We start from the raw sequence: 17,637 nt of genomic DNA on the forward strand, positions 1-17,637 counted from the left end.
TAGGAAAGGGTCCGGATTACATCAGCGGAGACTAGCGCGGGAGTCGAAACAAGTGGCATTTTCGAGCTTCTCGTCTTAACACCCTGTTTGTCCTAGCTTTTTCACAAGCAGGATCTACATTCTCGGTCAGTGAGAATGAAGGAAGCCGGCCTCAAGACGCCTGAGCGTTGCACTGCACATGCCCTGTCCCCACTCCCCCTTCCCTGCTCCCGCTCCCACCACCTGTAACACTCCTGCAATCTTGGGGGGCTACAAAGTGCGCCTGTCCAGCCTTTGTTACACAACCCCAAGGAGTCGCCAGAGTGACTATTTCCAGCAAATTGAGTGCGGCGGTCATTACCGCGGCAGCGGTATTCGGAGCCAATACGGCCCTCGCTGCAGACGTTACCGGAGCCGGAGCATCGTTTGTTTTCCCGCTGATGTCGAAGTGGTCAGCCGACTACAATGCCGCCACGGGCAAACAGGTCAACTACCAGTCGATCGGCTCCAGCGGCGGCATTGCCCAGATCAAGGCGGCGACGGTCGATTTCGGCTCGTCCGACAAGCCGCTCTCGCCGGACGACCTGAAGGAAGCCGGCCTGGTCCAGTTTCCGTCGGTCATCGGCGGTGTGGTTCCGGTCATCAATGTCGTTGGCATCGAACCCGGCAAGCTCAAGCTGAGCGGCCCGGTGCTCGCCGACATCTTCCTTGGCAAGGTCACCAAGTGGAATGACCCGGCCATTGCTGCCCTCAATGACGGCATGAGCATACCCGACGGCAAGATCACGATCGTGCACCGCTCGGACGGCTCGGGCACCACCTACAACTTTGTGAACTACCTTTCCAAGGTCAGCCCGGAGTGGAAGGACAAGGTTGGCGAAGGCACATCGGTACAGTGGCCGGTCGGCCTTGGCGGCAAGGGCAACGAGGGCGTCGCCGCCTACGTCAAGCAGGTCAAGAACTCGATCGGCTACGTTGAGCTTTCGTATGCCATCCAGAACAAGATGAACTACACGCAGTTGCAGAATGCAGCGGGCAAGTTCGTCAGCCCCAGTGCCGAATCGTTCGCGGCTGCGGCGGCCAGTGCCGACTGGGCCAACGCCACCGACTACAGCCTGGTCATCACCAATGCACCGGGTGACGAATCCTGGCCGATCAGCGCCACCAACTTTATCCTGATGCACGCGCAGCCGAAGGATGCGGCTCGCTCGGCTGCAGCACGCGAATTCTTCAGCTGGGCCTATGAGAATGGAAAATCGCAGGCGGCAGAGCTTGACTACGTGCCGCTGCCCGCTAACCTCGTCGCACAGATCAAGACCTACTGGGCCGATCGCATCAAGTGACATTCGGTTGATCCAGGGCCTGCAGGCAACTCATCTTGCCTGCAGGCCGTTGTCTTACAAGCCTGAATGAAAGGCCTCCATTTGCCGGAGACGCAAGAGCTGCGGCCCCGGGTCAAACCGGCAGCCTACCCCGCGGGACCCATCCCTTGATTGCCCTGACATGACAACGATAGCTGCCCGAGGAGCCGTACCCGAACCCCATTCCCGCCGCGACGAGCTGCAGGACAAGGGCTTCAGCTACGCGCTGGCCATTACTGCATTCCTTGTTCTTATCGCCCTTGCAGGTGCTGCGCTGTCGATGCTCTGGGGTGGCAGGGAGGTTCTGGCGCAGGAAGGCTGGAGCTTCTTCTTCTCCGCCGAATGGAATCCCGTCGAAAACCGCTATGGCGCGCTGGTCCCGATATTCGGCACTCTCGTCACTGCCGTGATCGCCATGCTCATCGCGGTGCCGGTCAGCTTCGGCATTGCGGTCTTTCTGACCGAAGTGGCGCCCGCCTGGATGCGCACGCCCGTCGGATCGGCCATCGAGCTGCTTGCGGGCATCCCCTCGATCATTTACGGCATGTGGGGCCTGTTCGTGCTGGTGCCCGTCATGACCGAATACGGCACGCCCTGGCTCAACGACCACCTCGGCACCCTGCCGTTCATCGGACAGTTTTTCCAGGGCCCGCCGATTGGCATTGGCATGCTGACCGCCGGCTTCGTTTTGGCCATCATGGTCATCCCGTTCGTGTCGTCGGTCATGCGTGATGTATTCCTGACCGTACCCGGCCGTCTCAAGGAGTCGGCCTATGCGCTTGGCGCAACCAAATGGGAAGTCGTATGGGACATCGTGCTTCCGTATACGAAGTCTGCGGTGATCGGCGGCGTCTTTCTTGGCCTGGGTCGCGCCCTTGGCGAGACCATGGCAGTCGCCTACGTGGTGGGCAATACGGTTCGCTTCTCGGTATCGCTGCTTGAACCCGGCACGACCATCGCGGCCCTGATTGCCAACGACTTTGCCGAAGCGACCGATACCTACCGCTCCGCGCTCCTGTTGCTGGGCTTTGTCCTTTTCATCGTCACTTTCTTCGTCCTCGCGATTGCACGCCTCATGCTGATGCAGCTTTCCCGACGGGAGGGTCTGAAATGACCGAGGCAACGCTGCCTGCATCCACCCGAGTTGCCGATCGACTTTATCGCAAACGCCGTATCGTCAATCGCGTGGCGATCATCCTGTCATGCGTCGCGGCGATCTTCGGCTTGTTCTTTCTTGCCTGGATCCTCTGGACCACGCTGAGCAAGGGCCTGGGCGGCATCAATATCGCCCTGTTCACCGAGAATACGCCGCCGCCGCTGCAGGAAGGCGGACTCGCCAATGCTTTCTTCGGCAGTGCCGTGATGTGCGGGCTCGCCATCCTGATCGGAACGCCCTTGGGCATTGCTGCCGGGACCTGGCTGGCCGAGTATGCGGGCGCACGCAAGATCGGGCTGGTCATCCGCTTCGTCAATGACATTCTCCTGTCGGCGCCATCCATCGTACTCGGCTTGTTCGTGTACACCCTCGTAGTCGCGCAGATGGGCGGCGGATTCTCTGCCATTGCAGGTGCGCTCGCGCTGGCCTTCATCGTACTGCCCGTGGTGGTAAGAACGACCGATGAAATGCTGCGCCTGGTGCCTTCGCAAATGCGTGAAGCAGCCCTATCCCTTGGCGTTCCGCAATGGAAGGTGATCGTCCAGGTTCTCTATCGTGGCGCATCCGCAGGTATCGTCACTGGTGTGATTCTTGCGCTCGCTCGCATCAGCGGCGAAACAGCTCCGCTTCTTTTCACATCCTTTGGCAACCAGTACTGGAGCACGGATCTGACCCAGCCCATGGCCAGCGTTCCGGTCGTGATGAACCAGTTCACGGCCAGCCCTTATGAGTCCTGGCAAACACTGGCCTGGGCCGGCGCACTGGTACTGACTTTCTTCGTGCTCGTATTGAGTCTCATAGCACGCGCCATTCTCCTCAGGAACAAGATCAGCCATGACTGACCTCAACTTTGCCATGTCGGCGCCCACTGTGGGTGCGAACGCAAGAGCTGAAAGTGAAGGCGCCGTGCCGAAGATGAGCGCGAAGAGCCTGAATTTCTACTACGACAAGTTCCACGCCATCAAGGACGTGAACCTGGACATTGCCGAGAAGCGCGTGACGGCATTGATCGGGCCTTCAGGCTGCGGCAAGTCGACCTTGCTGCGCATTTTCAACCGCATTTACGCGATATACCCCAAACAGGAGGCAGAAGGCGAAGTGCTCCTGGACGGGGAGAACATTCTCGATCCACGGTACGCCCTGAACAAGCTGCGATCGAAGGTCGGCATGGTCTTCCAGAAGCCGGTGCCGTTCCCGATGTCGATCTACGAGAACGTGGCCTACGCGATCCGGCACTACGAGAAGCTCAAGAAGTCGGACATGGATGCCCGCGTCGAGGAAGCCTTGCGCCAGGGAGCGCTCTGGGACGAAGTCAAGGACAAGCTCAAGCAAAGCGCATTGGGGCTTTCCGGCGGACAGCAGCAGCGTTTGTGCATCGCGCGCGCCGTTGCGCTCAAGCCCCAGGTCCTTCTGCTCGACGAACCCACTTCGGCACTGGATCCCATTGCGACCGGAAAGATTGAACAGCTCATTTCCGAACTGGTCGAGAACTTCACGATTGCGATCGTCACCCACAACATGCAGCAGGCCGCGCGTTGCTCGGACTACACGGCTTTCATGTATCTGGGCGAGCTGATCGAGTTCGGTGAAACCGAAAAGCTGTTCACGCAACCCACGAAGCAACAGACCGAAGATTACATAACCGGCCGCTTCGGCTAAGGAACATCCATGCCAACCATGAGCAATGACCACATCGTGAAGAGCTATGACGAAGAACTGGCCCGCCTCACCGGCGAGATCCAGCGCATGGGCGATCTGGCACTGAAGGAGCTCGAAGCTTCCATCGATGCCGTCGTCGAACGCGACAGCGACATGGCCACGCGTATCGTGGAGAGCGACAAGGAAATCGACGGTCTAGAGGAAGTCATCAGCCAGGATGTCATTCGACTGCTTGCGCTGCGCCAGCCGATGGCCAGGGATCTTCGCGAAGTGCTCGCAGCCTTGCGCATCTCATCCGACATCGAGCGCATTGGCGACTATTCGGCCAATGTCGCAAAACGCGCGATTGCCCTGAATCGGGTCGACCTTGTCCGACCGGTTTTCAGCCTGCCACGCCTGGGCAAGCTTGCCGCCGAGATCATCAGCGAAGTATTGATCGCGTACCGCGACAGGGATGCGGACCGCGCCCTGCTCGCTTGGGCACGAGACGAAGAGCTTGATGGTCTCTACACCGGCATGTTTCGCGAACTCCTGACCTACATGATGGAGGACCCGCGCAACATCACGGCCTGCACGCACCTGCTGTTCATGGCCAAGAACATCGAACGCATCGGGGACCACGCTACCAACATTGCCGAAAACGTCTATTTCATCGTGCACGGCACGCAGATTCCGCAGGACAGGCGCAAGGGCGACAAGACGGCCTCGGTGGTGGCCAAGATGGCTCCGCCCAAGGCCAAGGGTGAAGAGCCCGATGCCTGAGGCTTGCCCGGCAATCGACGAGCCTACTGCCGGTTGAGGCGATCCTCGACGAGTGCGTCAACCACTGAAGGATCAGCCAGCGTGGAGGTATCACCGAGCGCGCCGGGCTGGTCCTCGGCAATCTTGCGCAGAATGCGACGCATGATCTTTCCCGAGCGCGTTTTCGGCAACCCCGGCGCCCACTGGAGATGATCGGGCGTTGCGATCGGTCCGATCTCCTTGCGCACCCAGTCGACAAGTTCCTTGCGAAGCGAGTCATCGGGATCGACCCCGACCAGCAGGGTCACGTAGGCGTAGATGCCCTGCCCCTTGATCTCGTGTGGACAACCCACCACGGCAGCCTCGGCAACTTTCGGATGAGCGACCAGCGCGCTTTCGACCTCGGCTGTACCGAGCCGGTGGCCTGACACGTTGATCACGTCATCGACCCGACCGGTTATCCAGTAATAGCCGTCCTCATCGCGTCGAACGCCATCGCCCGTGAAATAGGTGCCAGGGTAGGCCTTGAAATAGGTGTCGACGAAGCGCTGGTGGTCGCCATAAACCGTGCGCATCTGGCCGGGCCATGACGCGGTCAGCACGAGATTCCCCTCCGTTTCGCCCTCAAGCACGTTGCCATGGGCGTCGACGATGGCTGGCCGTATACCGAAGAACGGAAGCGTCGCCGAACCCGGCTTGAGGTCTGTCGCGCCCGGCAGGGGGGTGATCAGGATCCCGCCGGTCTCGGTCTGCCACCAGGTGTCGACGATCGGGCATCGACCCTCGCCGACAACGCGGTAATACCACTCCCAGGCTTCCGGATTGATCGGCTCGCCGACCGAGCCGAGCACGCGCAGACTCTCCCGGGAAGTCGACCGGACCGGCGCATCGCCTTCGCGCATCAGTGCACGAATGGCCGTCGGAGCGGTGTAGAAAATCGACACCTTGTGCTTGTCGACCACCTGCCAGAAACGCGAACTATCCGGGAAATTCGGGACCCCCTCGAACATCAGCGTCGTGGCCGCGTTCACCAGCGGGCCGTAGATGGAATAGCTGTGTCCGGTCACCCATCCGATGTCTGCAGTACACCAGTAGACGTCGTTCTCGCGAAGATCGAATACGCATTCGTGCGTGAAACTGGCATACACAAGGTACCCGCCGGTCGTGTGCAGGACTCCCTTCGGGGTTCCCGTCGAACCGGACGTGTACAGAATGAACAGGGGATGTTCCGCCTCGCACGGCACTGGCTCATGCTGCCCGGATTGTCCCTCCATCAAGGCATGCCACCAGCGGTCGCGAGGGACCTGCATGTCGACCGATCCGCCCGTGCGCCTGACAACCAGAACCGTTTCGACGCTGTTGGTGTTCTCGCGCAGCAGCGACTCGTCCACGTTTCGCTTCAATGCAATCCGCTTCCCTCCACGCATGCCCTCATCTGCGGTGATCACCAGCTTGCACTTGCTGTCGGAAATGCGGCTGGCGAGCGAATCCGGAGAAAAACCGGCAAACACGATCGTGTGAACGGCTCCGATACGCGTGCAAGCCAGCATGGCGACGGCAGCTTCGGGAATCATCGGCATGTAGATGGCGACTCGATCGCCTTTTTGCAGACCCAGGTTACTCAGCATGTTGGCGGCACGACAGACGTCTGCATGCAGCTCGCGATAGCTGATCCGCTTCGAATCCGAGGGATCGTCGCCTTCCCAGATGATCGCCGTCTTGTCCCCGTGCGTGGCCAGGTGCCGGTCCAGGCAATTGGCAGAAACGTTGAGCAGTCCATCCTCGTACCAGCGGATATGCAGATCCTCCGCTGAAAACGAAACATCGCTGACCTTGCTGAATGGCCTGATCCAGTCGAGCCGCGCACCCACGCGCGACCAGAAGGCATCGGGATCTTCCACGGACTGCGCGTACAGCTCGTCGTAGCCAGCCTTGTTGATGCGCGCGGTCGCGGCAAATGCCGCGGGTACAGGGTGCAATTGCGACATGGGGTCCTCCACAGGGTCTCTGTCGGGGTTGATCATGATAGTGCCACGCCCGGGCGCTCCTTGCGCGCCCCCGGCTAATTGCCGGTTGACCTATGCAGTGCGAATGCCGAAGTATTCAAGTCGACAGGGGGCAGCACATGACGAATTCACAATCCGGCAAACCGGCATCGCTGACGCGCGGCCATGCGAAAGTCATTTTCGCATCCAGTCTTGGTACGGTGTTCGAGTGGTACGACTTCTACCTTTACGGGTCGCTGGCCGCGATCATCGCCAGCCAGTACTTCACGGCGCTCAATCCCACCAGCGGGTTCATCTTCGCGCTGCTCGCCTTCGCCGCAGGATTCGCGGTGCGTCCGTTTGGCGCACTCCTGTTTGGCCGCATCGGCGACATGATCGGGCGCAAGTACACGTTCCTGATGACGATCGTGATCATGGGTCTGTCGACCTTTCTGGTCGGTGTCTTGCCCAACTATGCCACCATCGGTGTCGCTGCGCCCATCATCCTGATTACTCTGCGCTTGCTGCAAGGGCTTGCCCTCGGCGGTGAATACGGGGGCGCGGCGACCTATGTGGCCGAGCATGCACCGCATGGTAAACGCGGTCTCTATACGAGTTTCATCCAGACAACGGCCACTCTCGGCCTGTTCCTTTCCCTGCTCGTCATCCTCGCCTGCCGCTATGCCTTCGGTGCCGAAGAATTCGAAGCCTGGGCGTGGCGAATTCCATTCCTGCTCTCGTTCGTCCTGCTGATGATTTCGGTCTGGATTCGCATGCAACTTTCCGAATCTCCCCTGTTCCAGCAGATGAAGGACGAAGGCACGCTGTCGAAGGCGCCATTGACAGAAAGCTTCATGACCAAAAACAGTCGCATCGTGATTCTGGCGCTGCTGGGGGCGACAGCCGGTCAGGCGGTCGTCTGGTACGCCGGCCAGTTCTACGCGCTGTTCTTCATTACCCAGACGCTCAAGATCGAGGCGACCAGCGCCAATCTCATGATTGCCGCCGCGCTGGCCATTGGTACACCGTTCTTCATCGTGTTTGGCTGGCTCTCGGACAAAGTTGGCCGCAAGCCGATCATCATGGCGGGTTGCCTGCTTGCGGCATTGACGTACTTCCCAATCTTCAAGGCGCTCACCCACTACGGCAATCCGGCCATTGAGGCTGCTGCGCGGTCGAGTCCGGTAGTCGTGGTGGCAGATCCCTCGAACTGCAGTTTCCAGTTCAATCCGGTTGGAACCAGCCAGTTCACCACTTCCTGCGATATCGCCAAGAGCGCGCTGGCCCGAAGTGGCACGCCCTACTCCAACGAAAGCGCGCCGCCCGGCTCGCTGTCCAGGGTCAGGATCGGCTCGACTACGCTGGCTTCCCATGATGCCGCCGCGCTCGCCGATGAAGCAGCCCGGGCCGAACGCGCACGCTTCACGTCCGAGCTGGGCAAGGCCCTGGAGTCGGCCGGCTATCCCGGAAAAGCGGATCATTCACGGGTCAACACGCCCATGCTGGTCGTCCTGCTGAGCGTGCTCGTGATCTACGTGACCATGGTCTACGGCCCGATTGCGGCATGGCTGGTCGAGTTGTTCCCGACGCGCATCCGCTACACCTCGATGAGCCTGCCTTACCACATAGGCAACGGCTGGTTCGGCGGATTCCTGCCAACCATCGCCTTTGCCATGGTCGCTGCCACTGGAAACATCTACCAGGGTTTGTGGTATCCCGTCGTCATAGCCCTAATGAGCCTGGTTATCGGCACCTTGTTCCTGCCGGAAACCAGAGATGTGGATATCTCCAGATAGCCTGCCGGGCGAGGAGCCTTCATCGATGTTTGTCCCGTGTTCGAGAACCCCGTGATCGTCACCATCCTGCTCGCAACTCTGGTACTCATCGCAAGCCTGTATGCGATCCAGCTGCTGCGCATCGCGTATGCACGTTCTCAGTTGCAGCCTCGTTTCGAGGCGGTCGTGCTCGGTAGCGTTACGAATTTCTTCGACACACTGGGCATCGGCTCGTTCGCACCCACGACGGCATGGCTCCGCTTGCGCAAGCTGGTACCCGACAGCTTCATACCGGCGACGCTGAATACCGGGCAGGCCCTTCCAACCGTCTGCCAGGCGCTCATTTTCATAAAGCTAGTCGATGTTGATCCGCTTCTGCTGATCGCCTGTATCGTCGCCGCCGTTGCAGGAGCCACCCTGGGCGTACCGCTGGTGCAGCGACTCAGTGTCCGTGCCGTGCAGAAGATCGTAGGCATCGCCTTGCTCATTGCTGCACTGCTGTACGCTCTGACCAATGTCGATCTTGTCCCGGCTGGCGGCAATTCGCTCGCCTTGAGTGGCTGGCTGTTTGCAATTGCTGTTGTAGCGCACTTCTTCCTGGGTACGCTGATGACGTTCGGAATCGGCCTGTATGCGCCTTCGCTGATCCTGCTCAGTCTCCTCGGCCTGAATCCGACCGCCGCCTTTCCCGTCATGATGGGGGCCTGCGCATTCCTGATGCCGGCCAGTGCAACTCGATTCATTCGCACCGAGCGTATCGATTTGCGCATCGTTCTCGGACTTGCGCTTGGCGGAATACCCGCCGTCATGCTCGCGGCGTTCGTGGTAAGGAGCCTGCCACTGACCGCACTGCGATGGGGTGTCGTGGCGGTCGTTCTGTACGCCGCCGCAGTATTGCTGAAGGCCGCGTTCGCCCCGCGCGTTGAGGCAGCTCCTGCCGTGATCGAGGCGCGATAGGCAACTTGATCCATGTGCGCCAGACGGTCGCTTGCATGGGTACAGACATGGTCCCGTGGTACGCCAGGCGACCTGCCTGCAGCATCATTCGATGACGATCCAGACCGAATCGCACATCAGGTTCGGTCTCGAATGGATCCTGCTGGGCCGTGCCCTGGCCGGCGTGTTGTTGAAGGGTTGAGTGCCTGGACAACGCCACGGTCGTCAATCGAGCCCATGCAGGCTATCGTCAGGCCTCGGCCTTCGACTCCGGAGATGGCAGCGTGAATCATGACAATGCAACAACGCGAATCATTCCCGGCCGTAAACCGGCCGCCGATCCCGATGCGATCACGCTGTCCCTGGAATTGCCCGCCAGAACGGAAGGCGCGGCAACCATAGAAAATTCTTCTTCCGCCGCTTCGACGTCATCCACTCAGGCGAATCTCGAACCGGCCCGGGTTCGCTACATGATCGTCGGCGAAGCCGGTCGTGGCGGCATGGCCACCGTTCACGTCGCTCGTGATCTCGAGTTGCTGCGCAAGGTTGCAATCAAGCAGTTGTCAGACGAATTGAGGGATGCCAGCCCGGCACGACTCCGCTTTTTGCGTGAAGTGCAAGTCACCGCGCAACTGGACCATCCCTACATCGTACCGGTCTATGGACTGGAAGTGGCACCCGGAGGTGCGCCTGCCTACGCAATGAAGCTGGTCACGGGGAGAACGCTCTTCGACTACCTGCAGGAGACTTTCAGGTCCTATGCAGACGGTGGCCAACCGGACGAGGAACACAGTCTTGCGGCACGCATCGAGCACGTGCTGAAGATCTGCGAGGCCATCCACTATGCGCACGGCAAGGGCGTCATTCATCGCGATCTCAAGCCCGCCAACATCATGCTCGGCGAGCACGGAGAAACCTATGTCATGGACTGGGGAATCTGCCGCCTGTTCGAGAGCGACGATCCGGATTCCACGAGTGGCCTGGGCCTCAGCGACAACACCGGAGGCGCGCAAACCGAATTCGGCAGCGTCGTCGGGACGCCGCGCTACATGTCGCCTGAACAGGCACAGGGCCGCCGTGATGAACTCGGACCACTCAGCGATCAGTGCGCACTTGGCTTGATGCTGTTCGAGCTCGTCACCCTCAAGGCACCATTCGCCGGCAACAACGCACAGGAGGTCATGCACAACGCCGCTGCCGGAAAACGACAAGTCGTATCGCACGCATTCGAGAGTCGGGCAATTGACCCACCCTTGCGGGCCATCATCGAACGCGCGACCCGCCTTGAACCCGGGCAGCGCTATGCGAACGTGCGCCAACTGGCCGACGACCTTCGACGCTATCTGCATGGCGAGGCCGTGCACGCGTTGCCCGATTCCGCATGGCAACGCGCGCAGAGATTCGTCGGGCACCACCGTCAGGGCATGCTGCTTTCCCTGCTTGGCCTGGTGGCCCTGGCCGCACTCGGCTTCATTGTCCTGATGTTGCGCCATGAACAGCAGGCTGAGGCAGTGCGTACACGCGAAAACATGGAGCGTGACCTGATCGAGCATGTGGCAAGTGAGGGAGATTCGCTGCAACTGCAACTGGCGCTTGTGCAGAGCGAACTGGAATCGCTCGCACTGGCAGCGACACAACTGGTGCAATTCGGCGTGCCCGCAGAGAATCCGAGCATCTACTGGAGTGAAGACTTCCTGGATGCGGAGAAGCGACCCGCCGACTATGCCATCCAGCCCGGAACGGGCCATGAGTTCAGCATGCAGGAAGCCGTATGGAGCGTGGCTCCGGGGCTCGACAAGAGCACGTTGCGTCCGGATGTCGCGCGTCTGGATCACCTTCGAAGCTATCGCGACACGTTGCTCGAAACGACCCGGCGCAGCCTGGGCGGAGGCCAGTATGCAAATGGAATACTGGGTCTGGAACTGGTCCTCGAGAAGGGACTGTTCATGCGCTACCCCGGGCGTATCGTGCTGGACGAAAGGGATCCGCGCGAGAGCGATGCGTACCGAACCATGAAAGCCGAGGCGAAATCGCTCTGGGGTACGCCGTTCGCGGATGAGGATGGCGACAATGTCCTGCTACCCTTGAGCAGCCCGATGCGCGCCCCGGATGGCATGTTTATCGGTGCGCTCTCGATGGAAATTGCACTCGATTTCATCGTCTACAACCTGCTGCGCGATGACGACGGGCACAAGCTCATCCTGCTTGACGGTGATGCTCGCTTGCTCGCCTCGGAAGATGTGCTGAAGCCAGCGGCCAACGGTCAGCCCGCGGGTTTGCTCACCCCATTTGGCGACGATGCACTTCGCGAAACCTTCAGGAACAACGAAGTCGGCACAGTCTCGACACAGTTTCTTGGCCGTGCTGACATCATCGCCTTCGACCATATCGATCCGCTGGGCTGGATCCTGGTCCTGGTGGCGGAGGATCCAGACGGGAATTGAAGGATCCGGAGGGTGCAATTGGTCACGATCAAGTGCAGGAAGGAAGAACCACGAAGAAAGCCCCTTTCGGGGCTCTTTTCTTGTCTGGCGGAGAGAGTGGGATAGGTTCGGCTCGTCCCTGAGCCTCACCCTCCGCGCTGCGCGCTCCGGGCCAGCCTGCGGCTGTCCAATTTCATTCCAGATGAAATTGTCGAACCCTGGGTTGTTTCGTCCACGCACTCCCATCCACAGATATGAAAAAAGCCCCTTTCGGGGCTATTTTCATTTCTGGCGGAGAGAGTGGGATTCGAACCCACGGTGGGCGTAAACCCACGGCAGTTTTCAAGACTGCTGCCTTAAACCACTCGGCCATCTCTCCTGATTTTTCCGCTCGTCGCGGCTTGACGTGCAAGCCACCACGGCAGTTTGACTCCGGACGTCCCGTCCTGCGCCCTCCGGGCCATCGCCTTCGGCGATGTTGGCTCCGGCTTCCTGCCTCCGCGCTCAAGACTGCTGCCTTAAACCACTCGGCCATCTCTCCTGATTTTTCCGGTCGTCACGGCTTGCTATGCAAGCCACCACGGCAGTTTGACTCCGGACGTCCCGTCCTGCGCCCTTCGGGCCATCGCCTTCGGCGATGTTGGCTCCGGCTTCCTGCCTCCGCGCTCAAGACTGCTGCCTTAAACCACTCGGCCATCTCTCCATATTGTTCTGCTCATCATGGCTTGCTGCGCAAACCACCACGGCAGTTTGACTCCGGACGTCCCGTCCTGCGCCCTTTGGGCCATCGCCTTCGGCGATGTTGGCTCCGGCTTCCTGCCTCCGCGCTCAAGACTGCTGCCTTAAACCACTCGGCCATCTCTCCTGATTTTTCCGCTCGTCAGGGCTTGCTGAGCAAGCCAGCACGGCAGTTTGACTCCGGACGTCCCGTCCTGCGCCCTCGGGCCATCGCCTTCGGCGATGTTGGCTCCGGCTTCCTGCCTCCGCGCTCAAGACTGCTGCCTTAAACCACTCGGCCATCTCTCCATATTGTTCTGCTCATCATGGCTGCTGCGCAAACCACCACGGCAGTTTGACTCCGGACGTCCCGTCCTGCGCCCTTCGGGCCATCGCCTTCGGCGATGTTGGCTCCGGCTTCCTGCCTCCGCGCTCAAGACTGCTGCCTTAAACCACTCGGCCATCTTTCCGAATCCTTCTGCTTGACAAGAGTTGCTGCGAGAAGGCGGCCGATCGATTGGTTCCATGCGTGCCCCTCACATCCTGGATGGATGGGCGGGCCGGAGTTTAGCTTAGTCGGGGCGTTCACCCAAGGAGGCAGTGGCTCAGTCGAAACCGGAGCTGAAGATGAAGATTGCCGGGCTGGTCAGGATGTAGGCCGCGCCGCCGCCGCTATGGGAGAAGTCACCGGCAATCACGTCCGGGGCGCGGAACGCCAATGCTTCTGCGCCTACCTGAGAAGTTCCGGGGTCGGTCACACTCAGGGTCTCGACCCAGGTCCAGTCGTTCTGGACAGGCGACTGATAGACCTGGATCCGGGCGGGTCGGTCTGTTCGCTGGCCACGAGCACATGCCGGTGGATCGCGAGGTTGACGCCGAAATTGATTGAATCCGAGGGATCGGGCGCGAGGATCTTTTGCGATTCGGTGATCTCGTAGCCGGCAGGCATGCCACCGAAAATGTAGACGGCGCCCTGCCCGCCGCTACCGGTATCGGCAAAGGGAGCGCCGACGATTGGCACGCCGATGTCGATGGCGACCCGGCGTCCGAACAGGTCGCCTGACTCACCGTCGCTCGCGGTGAGCCGATTGTTGACCTCCCAATTGAAATAACCAGCCCCGGTGTCGTAGAAGCGGCGCATCAGATACGAGACCCCTCCGGGATTGTTGCCGAATGGCCAACCCGTTGCGCCGGCGATAATGAGGTCGCCCTCGATCGCGACCGAGCGGCCGAGCAGGTCGCCGCCGACGATATCCGTCGGAACCAGCTTCGCGGTAGGGGCCCAGGCGATGCCGTTGGGTGCCAGTTGAAAGATGTAGACCGAGCCCATGTCCTGACCCTGGGCGCCATTGTCGTCGGGCGCGCCGACGACCAGGGTATAGACCGGATCGCCACTCAGGCTCTCTCCGGGCACGCTCAGGTCGAGCGCGATGGCATGGCCGAATTCATCGAATCCGTTGCCATCGCCGGCACTGACCGTCTGCTGAAACGCAAACGTCGGACTTGGCGGTATTCGACGATAGATATTGACGTTGCTCAAACCGGTGACGCCGTCACCGAGCAGGCTGCCAACCGCAATGAAGTCCCCTTCGTTGAGTCCGGACGAATCCACGACCACGGCTACCGAGTAGCCGAACTGATCGCCGATATCCTGGCCGTAAAACGTTTGCAGATGCGACCAGGTACCCGCCGCCTTCTCATAGACATAGGCGGCGCCAGCCTCCGCGGCGATCGTGCCATCCCGAGGTGCGCCGACCACGGCGATAGTGCCGTCAATGGCCACCGAGCGGCGAACTGGTCACCCGACACCGGCGTGTCACCGCGCAGGATAGTCGGCAGCTGGGCGATTGCGGATGGGCTCCTGCGAGCATCGCAAAAAGGGCTATTCCAGGCCAACAAGGGTTCATGTCAGGTCTCCGTATGCGTCCTGACACCCCATGCGACAAACACGCTTTAACGCGCCAATTTCTTCGTGAACGATTTGCAACAGGCCGACCCGGTCGGCCCTTCCTCTCAGCCAAGACGCACCTGCATCCAGGCCCGGGCGGCCTTCCATTTTGCGATCGACCGTGCGCGGCGAAATTTCCAGTACTTCCGCGACCTCCTCTGCCGTAAGTCCACAGAAATAGCGCAGTTTGACGACCTGCGACATGCCGCTGTCCCCGGCTTCGAGTTCGCTCAAGGCCTGGTCCAGTGCGACAAGGTCGATGCTGTCGTTGCGCGTTTCCTGGCCGTGGTACTCCTGCAGCGTGATCCGCGTTGCATGATTGCCCCGCTTTTGCCTTCCGGCAGAGCGCGCCCGTTCGATCATGATGCGCCGCATGGCTTCGGCCGCGATGCCGAAGAAATGCCGTCGGCTTTCGATATCGGGCCAGCCCGGCCCGACTATCCGCAACCACGCCTCGTGAACGAGACCGGTCGTGCCCATGGTATTACGCCGGCTTCGCGGGAAATCCGGCTGCGTGCCATTTCCTTGAGCTCGGCGTAGACCAGTTCGAGCAATTCGGCCTCGGATGAATCGCCGCTGCATACTTGCCGCAACAGTCGCGTGACGTCGGGTCTGCCATGGTCGACAGTCTAATCCCGACCGGGCCAGGGATCGCACAATCGTGGCCACTCCGGCTTGATACGGTCGAGCGCCCAATGCTGCTCAAGAAATCGGGCCCGCACTTTGCACTGCAAGGCTCGACCGCGCAGTATGCAGTTGACCGCCGGCCAGCACCGGCAGATTCGCGGATGCGGGCAGATCCATGAACGATCCACGCTGGAACCGAGCTCTGGTCACTGTTCGACGAATTGGTCGATTGCACCGTGGACGAGCGCGAACTGCGCCTGGCGCGAGTGCATGAAGCCGATCCCGACCAGGCCGCCACGCTGTGCCGCCTGCTCGCCGCGCACGATTCGGGCGAGTCGCCGCTCGACATCAAACCGGAATCGCTTGCGCATTTCCCACTCGATGCCCTGAAACACGGCACTCGCATCGGTCCGTGGAGACTGGATTCGAAAATTGCCGGGGAGGCATGGGCCACGTCTGGCGCGGTTTTCGCGACGATGGCGAATTCGAACAGATCGTCGCCATCAAGTTTCCGAACATCGCCCGCTCCGATCCGGCCCGGATCCGGTTCGAATCCGAGCGACAAATGCTGGCGCGTTTGAACCACGCGCACATCGCCCGACTATTCGATGGCGGCAGTACGGAATCGGGATGCCCGTACCTGGTCATGGAGTGGATCGATGGGAAATCCGATCACCGACTACTGCCGAATACATCGGCTCGCGCTACGGGAACGGCTGCGCATATTCCTGCCAGTTTGCCGCGCCGTCGATCACGCACACCGGAACCTGATCCTGCATCGCGACATCAAGCCGGGAAATATCCTGGTCGGCGCCAATGGCCAGGCCAAGCTGCTCGATTTCGGCATCGCCAAGCCGCTGTCCGGCTTTGGCGATGCGGTGGACCAGACGCATACACCTCGCTTGCTTTCACGGCGGACTATGCCGCTCCCGAGCAGATCCGTGGCGAGGCTGTCGGTACCGCAGTCGACGTGCATGCGCTGGGGGCTGTCCTCTACGAGTTGGTGACCGACCAGCGCGCTTTCGACCGACGCAACAGATCGCTGGCCGGCATTTTCGAGGATGCACTGCGGGTGACGCCGACACCGCCGAGCCAGCGGGTGGACCCGGACCGACGCCTGTCCAGACAGTTGCAGGGCGATTTCGACCGGATCGTGCTCAAGGCGCTCCACCGCGACCCCGATCAGCGCTACGCAACCGCGTCGGCCCTGGCTGACGACATCGAGAACTGGCTGGAGGGCCGGCCGGTCAAGGCGCGGCCTGACTCGACGGGATACCGATTGAGCAAGTTCGTCGGACGCCATCGACAAGGCGTCGCGATCGGATCGATGAGCGTGCTCGGCCTCATCGGCCTGTCGGTGATTCTCGCAGTGCAGACGCACCGACTGGGCCTCGCACTCGAGAAGGCCCGTTCACAGACGGCGAGAGCCCAGAGCGTGTCTGCTTTCCTGTCCGATCTCTTCAACGAAGCCAGCCCGCGCATGCAGGAGGGCAAGCCGCCCGAACTGTCCACGCTGTTGACGGACGGCGCCGCCCAGATCGAACGCGCCCGCCTGCCCTGTGGACATTTCGGGAAGCCTCAAACAGACCATGGGACGCGCCCTGGTCGATATCGGCGAGCTGGAAGCCGGTCGCCAGCGTCTGCTCGAGGCACTGGACGAGCTGCCGGTGGACGCAACCGACCAGCGATTGCGCGCTCTGAGCAGCCTTGCGCACGCCGAAAACCTGGCCGAAAGAAGCGAGCAAGCCGTAGCCTACCAGCGTCAGGCGCTTGCGCTGGCCGAACAACGCAGCGATGCGCTGGCCATCCGCACTGCCAAGGCCGGACTCGGCACCATTTTGGCCAACGCCGGAAAGCGAGACGAGGCGCGTTGGATGCTCGCCGAAGCATTGCGGGGATGGGATGACGAAGGGAAGGCAAGGCGAGCGGGTGCAGCTCATGGTAGCGCGCAGCAAGATGGCCTCACCGTACTGGTCGGACGGCGACTTCAGGAATGCCCAGATCCAGTACGGATGTCTACGCGACCATCCGTTCGATCTATGGTGATCAACATGTGAGGACCGCGGATGCCTTGTACGGATTGGGCGTGGTGCACCTCGCACAAGGGCAATACGAGCAAGCCGAAACCTATCTGAGCCAGGCGTTGCAGATCATGGGAGCGCGCATGAGCCCAACCATCCACTTATCGCCCGCACCCAGAATGCGCTCGAGCGACGCCTACAGTCGGGCCGATCGGTGCTGGCAATCCCGCACTACGAAGCTGCCTTTCCATGGAAGAAAAACACCGGGCCTGACTCGTTACGCCTGATCCGGGTGTTGGGAACCGTGGT

14 protein-coding genes, 1 tRNA gene and 2 pseudogenes are annotated in these 17,637 nt (G+C 60.9%); 12 read left to right on the forward strand and 5 right to left on the reverse strand.

Annotation, left to right across the window (positions count from 1 at the left end; genetic code table 11):
- Positions 1–335 precede the first annotated feature (335 nt).
- The 5 genes from pstS (at position 336) to phoU (ending at position 4,917) form a co-directional block, all read left to right on the forward strand.
- Positions 336–1,322, forward strand: coding sequence for a phosphate ABC transporter substrate-binding protein PstS (gene pstS, locus R3F00_RS07605; protein ID WP_371281351.1), 987 nt, complete (start codon positions 336–338; stop codon positions 1,320–1,322).
- A gap of 160 nt (positions 1,323–1,482) precedes the next feature.
- Positions 1,483–2,454, forward strand: coding sequence for a phosphate ABC transporter permease subunit PstC (gene pstC, locus R3F00_RS07610; protein WP_371281181.1), 972 nt, complete (start codon positions 1,483–1,485; stop codon positions 2,452–2,454).
- Positions 2,451–3,338 carry a phosphate ABC transporter permease PstA gene (pstA, locus tag R3F00_RS07615; RefSeq protein WP_371281182.1) on the forward strand — a complete coding sequence of 296 codons (888 nt, stop codon included), beginning with the start codon at positions 2,451–2,453 and terminating at the stop codon, positions 3,336–3,338. Before pstC ends, pstA begins: the two co-directional genes overlap by 4 nt.
- A gap of 73 nt (positions 3,339–3,411) precedes the next feature.
- Positions 3,412–4,155 (forward strand): phosphate ABC transporter ATP-binding protein PstB, encoded by a 744-nt coding sequence (pstB, locus tag R3F00_RS07620; RefSeq protein ID WP_371281352.1) that lies wholly within the window; start codon positions 3,412–3,414, stop codon positions 4,153–4,155.
- Positions 4,156–4,164: 9 nt separating this feature from the next.
- Complete coding sequence (gene phoU / locus R3F00_RS07625; RefSeq protein ID WP_371281183.1) at positions 4,165–4,917, forward strand: phosphate signaling complex protein PhoU; 753 nt, start codon at positions 4,165–4,167, stop codon at positions 4,915–4,917.
- Between the two features lie 23 nt (positions 4,918–4,940).
- Here phoU and acs read toward each other — a convergent pair whose 3' ends face one another.
- Positions 4,941–6,884 carry an acetate--CoA ligase gene (gene acs, locus R3F00_RS07630; protein ID WP_371281184.1) on the reverse strand — a complete coding sequence of 648 codons (1,944 nt, stop codon included), beginning with the start codon at positions 6,882–6,884 and terminating at the stop codon, positions 4,941–4,943.
- 137 nt (positions 6,885–7,021) lie between these two features.
- Between acs and R3F00_RS07635 the strand changes: the two genes are divergently transcribed.
- From R3F00_RS07635 to R3F00_RS07645, 3 genes are all read left to right on the forward strand, one after another.
- Complete coding sequence (locus tag R3F00_RS07635) at positions 7,022–8,677, forward strand: MFS transporter (RefSeq protein WP_371281185.1); 1,656 nt, start codon at positions 7,022–7,024, stop codon at positions 8,675–8,677.
- Between the two features lie 36 nt (positions 8,678–8,713).
- Positions 8,714–9,613 carry a TSUP family transporter gene (locus R3F00_RS07640; RefSeq protein WP_371281186.1) on the forward strand — a complete coding sequence of 300 codons (900 nt, stop codon included), beginning with the start codon at positions 8,714–8,716 and terminating at the stop codon, positions 9,611–9,613.
- 263 nt (positions 9,614–9,876) lie between these two features.
- Positions 9,877–12,036, forward strand: a complete 2,160-nt coding sequence (locus R3F00_RS07645) for a serine/threonine protein kinase (RefSeq protein ID WP_371281187.1) — start codon at positions 9,877–9,879, stop codon at positions 12,034–12,036.
- A 268-nt stretch (positions 12,037–12,304) separates the two neighbouring features.
- On the opposite strand, the gene R3F00_RS07650 is transcribed toward R3F00_RS07645, so the two are convergent.
- The 4 genes and pseudogenes from R3F00_RS07650 to R3F00_RS07665 form a co-directional block, all read right to left on the reverse strand.
- Positions 12,305–12,394: transfer RNA gene (locus R3F00_RS07650), tRNA-Ser, on the reverse strand.
- 1,098 nt (positions 12,395–13,492) lie between these two features.
- Positions 13,493–14,515 (reverse strand): hypothetical protein, encoded by a 1,023-nt coding sequence (locus R3F00_RS07655; RefSeq protein ID WP_371281188.1) that lies wholly within the window; start codon positions 14,513–14,515, stop codon positions 13,493–13,495.
- Positions 14,516–14,635: 120 nt separating this feature from the next.
- A pseudogene (locus tag R3F00_RS07660) lies at positions 14,636–15,273 on the reverse strand (ECF-type sigma factor).
- Positions 15,274–15,513: 240 nt separating this feature from the next.
- Positions 15,514–15,678 (reverse strand): hypothetical protein, encoded by a 165-nt coding sequence (locus tag R3F00_RS07665; RefSeq protein WP_371281189.1) that lies wholly within the window; start codon positions 15,676–15,678, stop codon positions 15,514–15,516.
- Between the two features lie 288 nt (positions 15,679–15,966).
- On the opposite strand from R3F00_RS07665, the gene R3F00_RS07670 reads away from it, so the two are divergent.
- The 4 genes and pseudogenes from R3F00_RS07670 to R3F00_RS07685 all read left to right on the forward strand — a co-directional run bounded on the left by R3F00_RS07670 (position 15,967) and on the right by R3F00_RS07685 (position 17,615).
- On the forward strand, positions 15,967–16,314 hold the full coding sequence (locus R3F00_RS07670) for a protein kinase (protein WP_371281190.1): 348 nt from the start codon (positions 15,967–15,969) through the stop codon (positions 16,312–16,314).
- Positions 16,245–16,460, forward strand: a pseudogene (locus R3F00_RS07675) (hypothetical protein); the annotation flags it as partial. The gene R3F00_RS07670 and the pseudogene R3F00_RS07675, both read left to right, overlap by 70 nt.
- Positions 16,461–16,896: 436 nt before the next feature.
- A complete protein-coding gene (locus tag R3F00_RS07680) occupies positions 16,897–17,364 on the forward strand; it encodes a hypothetical protein (protein WP_371281361.1) in 468 nt (155 codons plus the stop codon).
- Positions 17,301–17,615: a tetratricopeptide repeat protein gene (locus tag R3F00_RS07685; RefSeq protein ID WP_371281191.1), complete on the forward strand. Its 315-nt coding sequence runs from the start codon at positions 17,301–17,303 to the stop codon at positions 17,613–17,615. Before R3F00_RS07680 ends, R3F00_RS07685 begins: the two co-directional genes overlap by 64 nt.
- The last annotated feature ends 22 nt before the right edge of the window (positions 17,616–17,637 follow it).

Origin of the sequence: Dokdonella sp. (assembly GCF_041395345.1) — a bacterium.
Classification (GTDB): domain Bacteria; phylum Pseudomonadota; class Gammaproteobacteria; order Xanthomonadales; family Rhodanobacteraceae; genus Dokdonella.

Coding starts and splice junctions, on each gene's coding strand:
- pstC (WP_371281181.1), top strand. CDS start 1,483: ATGACAACGATAGCTGCCCGAGGAGCCGTACCCGAACCCCATTCCCGC.
- pstA (WP_371281182.1), top strand. CDS start 2,451: ATGACCGAGGCAACGCTGCCTGCATCCACCCGAGTTGCCGATCGACTT.
- pstB (WP_371281352.1), top strand. CDS start 3,412: ATGAGCGCGAAGAGCCTGAATTTCTACTACGACAAGTTCCACGCCATC.
- phoU (WP_371281183.1), top strand. CDS start 4,165: ATGCCAACCATGAGCAATGACCACATCGTGAAGAGCTATGACGAAGAA.
- acs (WP_371281184.1), bottom strand. CDS start 6,884: ATGTCGCAATTGCACCCTGTACCCGCGGCATTTGCCGCGACCGCGCGC.
- R3F00_RS07635 (WP_371281185.1), top strand. CDS start 7,022: ATGACGAATTCACAATCCGGCAAACCGGCATCGCTGACGCGCGGCCAT.
- R3F00_RS07665 (WP_371281189.1), bottom strand. CDS start 15,678: ATGCGCAAGCGATTCCGGTTTGATGTCGAGCGGCGACTCGCCCGAATC.
- R3F00_RS07670 (WP_371281190.1), top strand. CDS start 15,967: ATGGGAAATCCGATCACCGACTACTGCCGAATACATCGGCTCGCGCTA.
- R3F00_RS07680 (WP_371281361.1), top strand. CDS start 16,897: ATGGGACGCGCCCTGGTCGATATCGGCGAGCTGGAAGCCGGTCGCCAG.
- R3F00_RS07685 (WP_371281191.1), top strand. CDS start 17,301: ATGCCCAGATCCAGTACGGATGTCTACGCGACCATCCGTTCGATCTAT.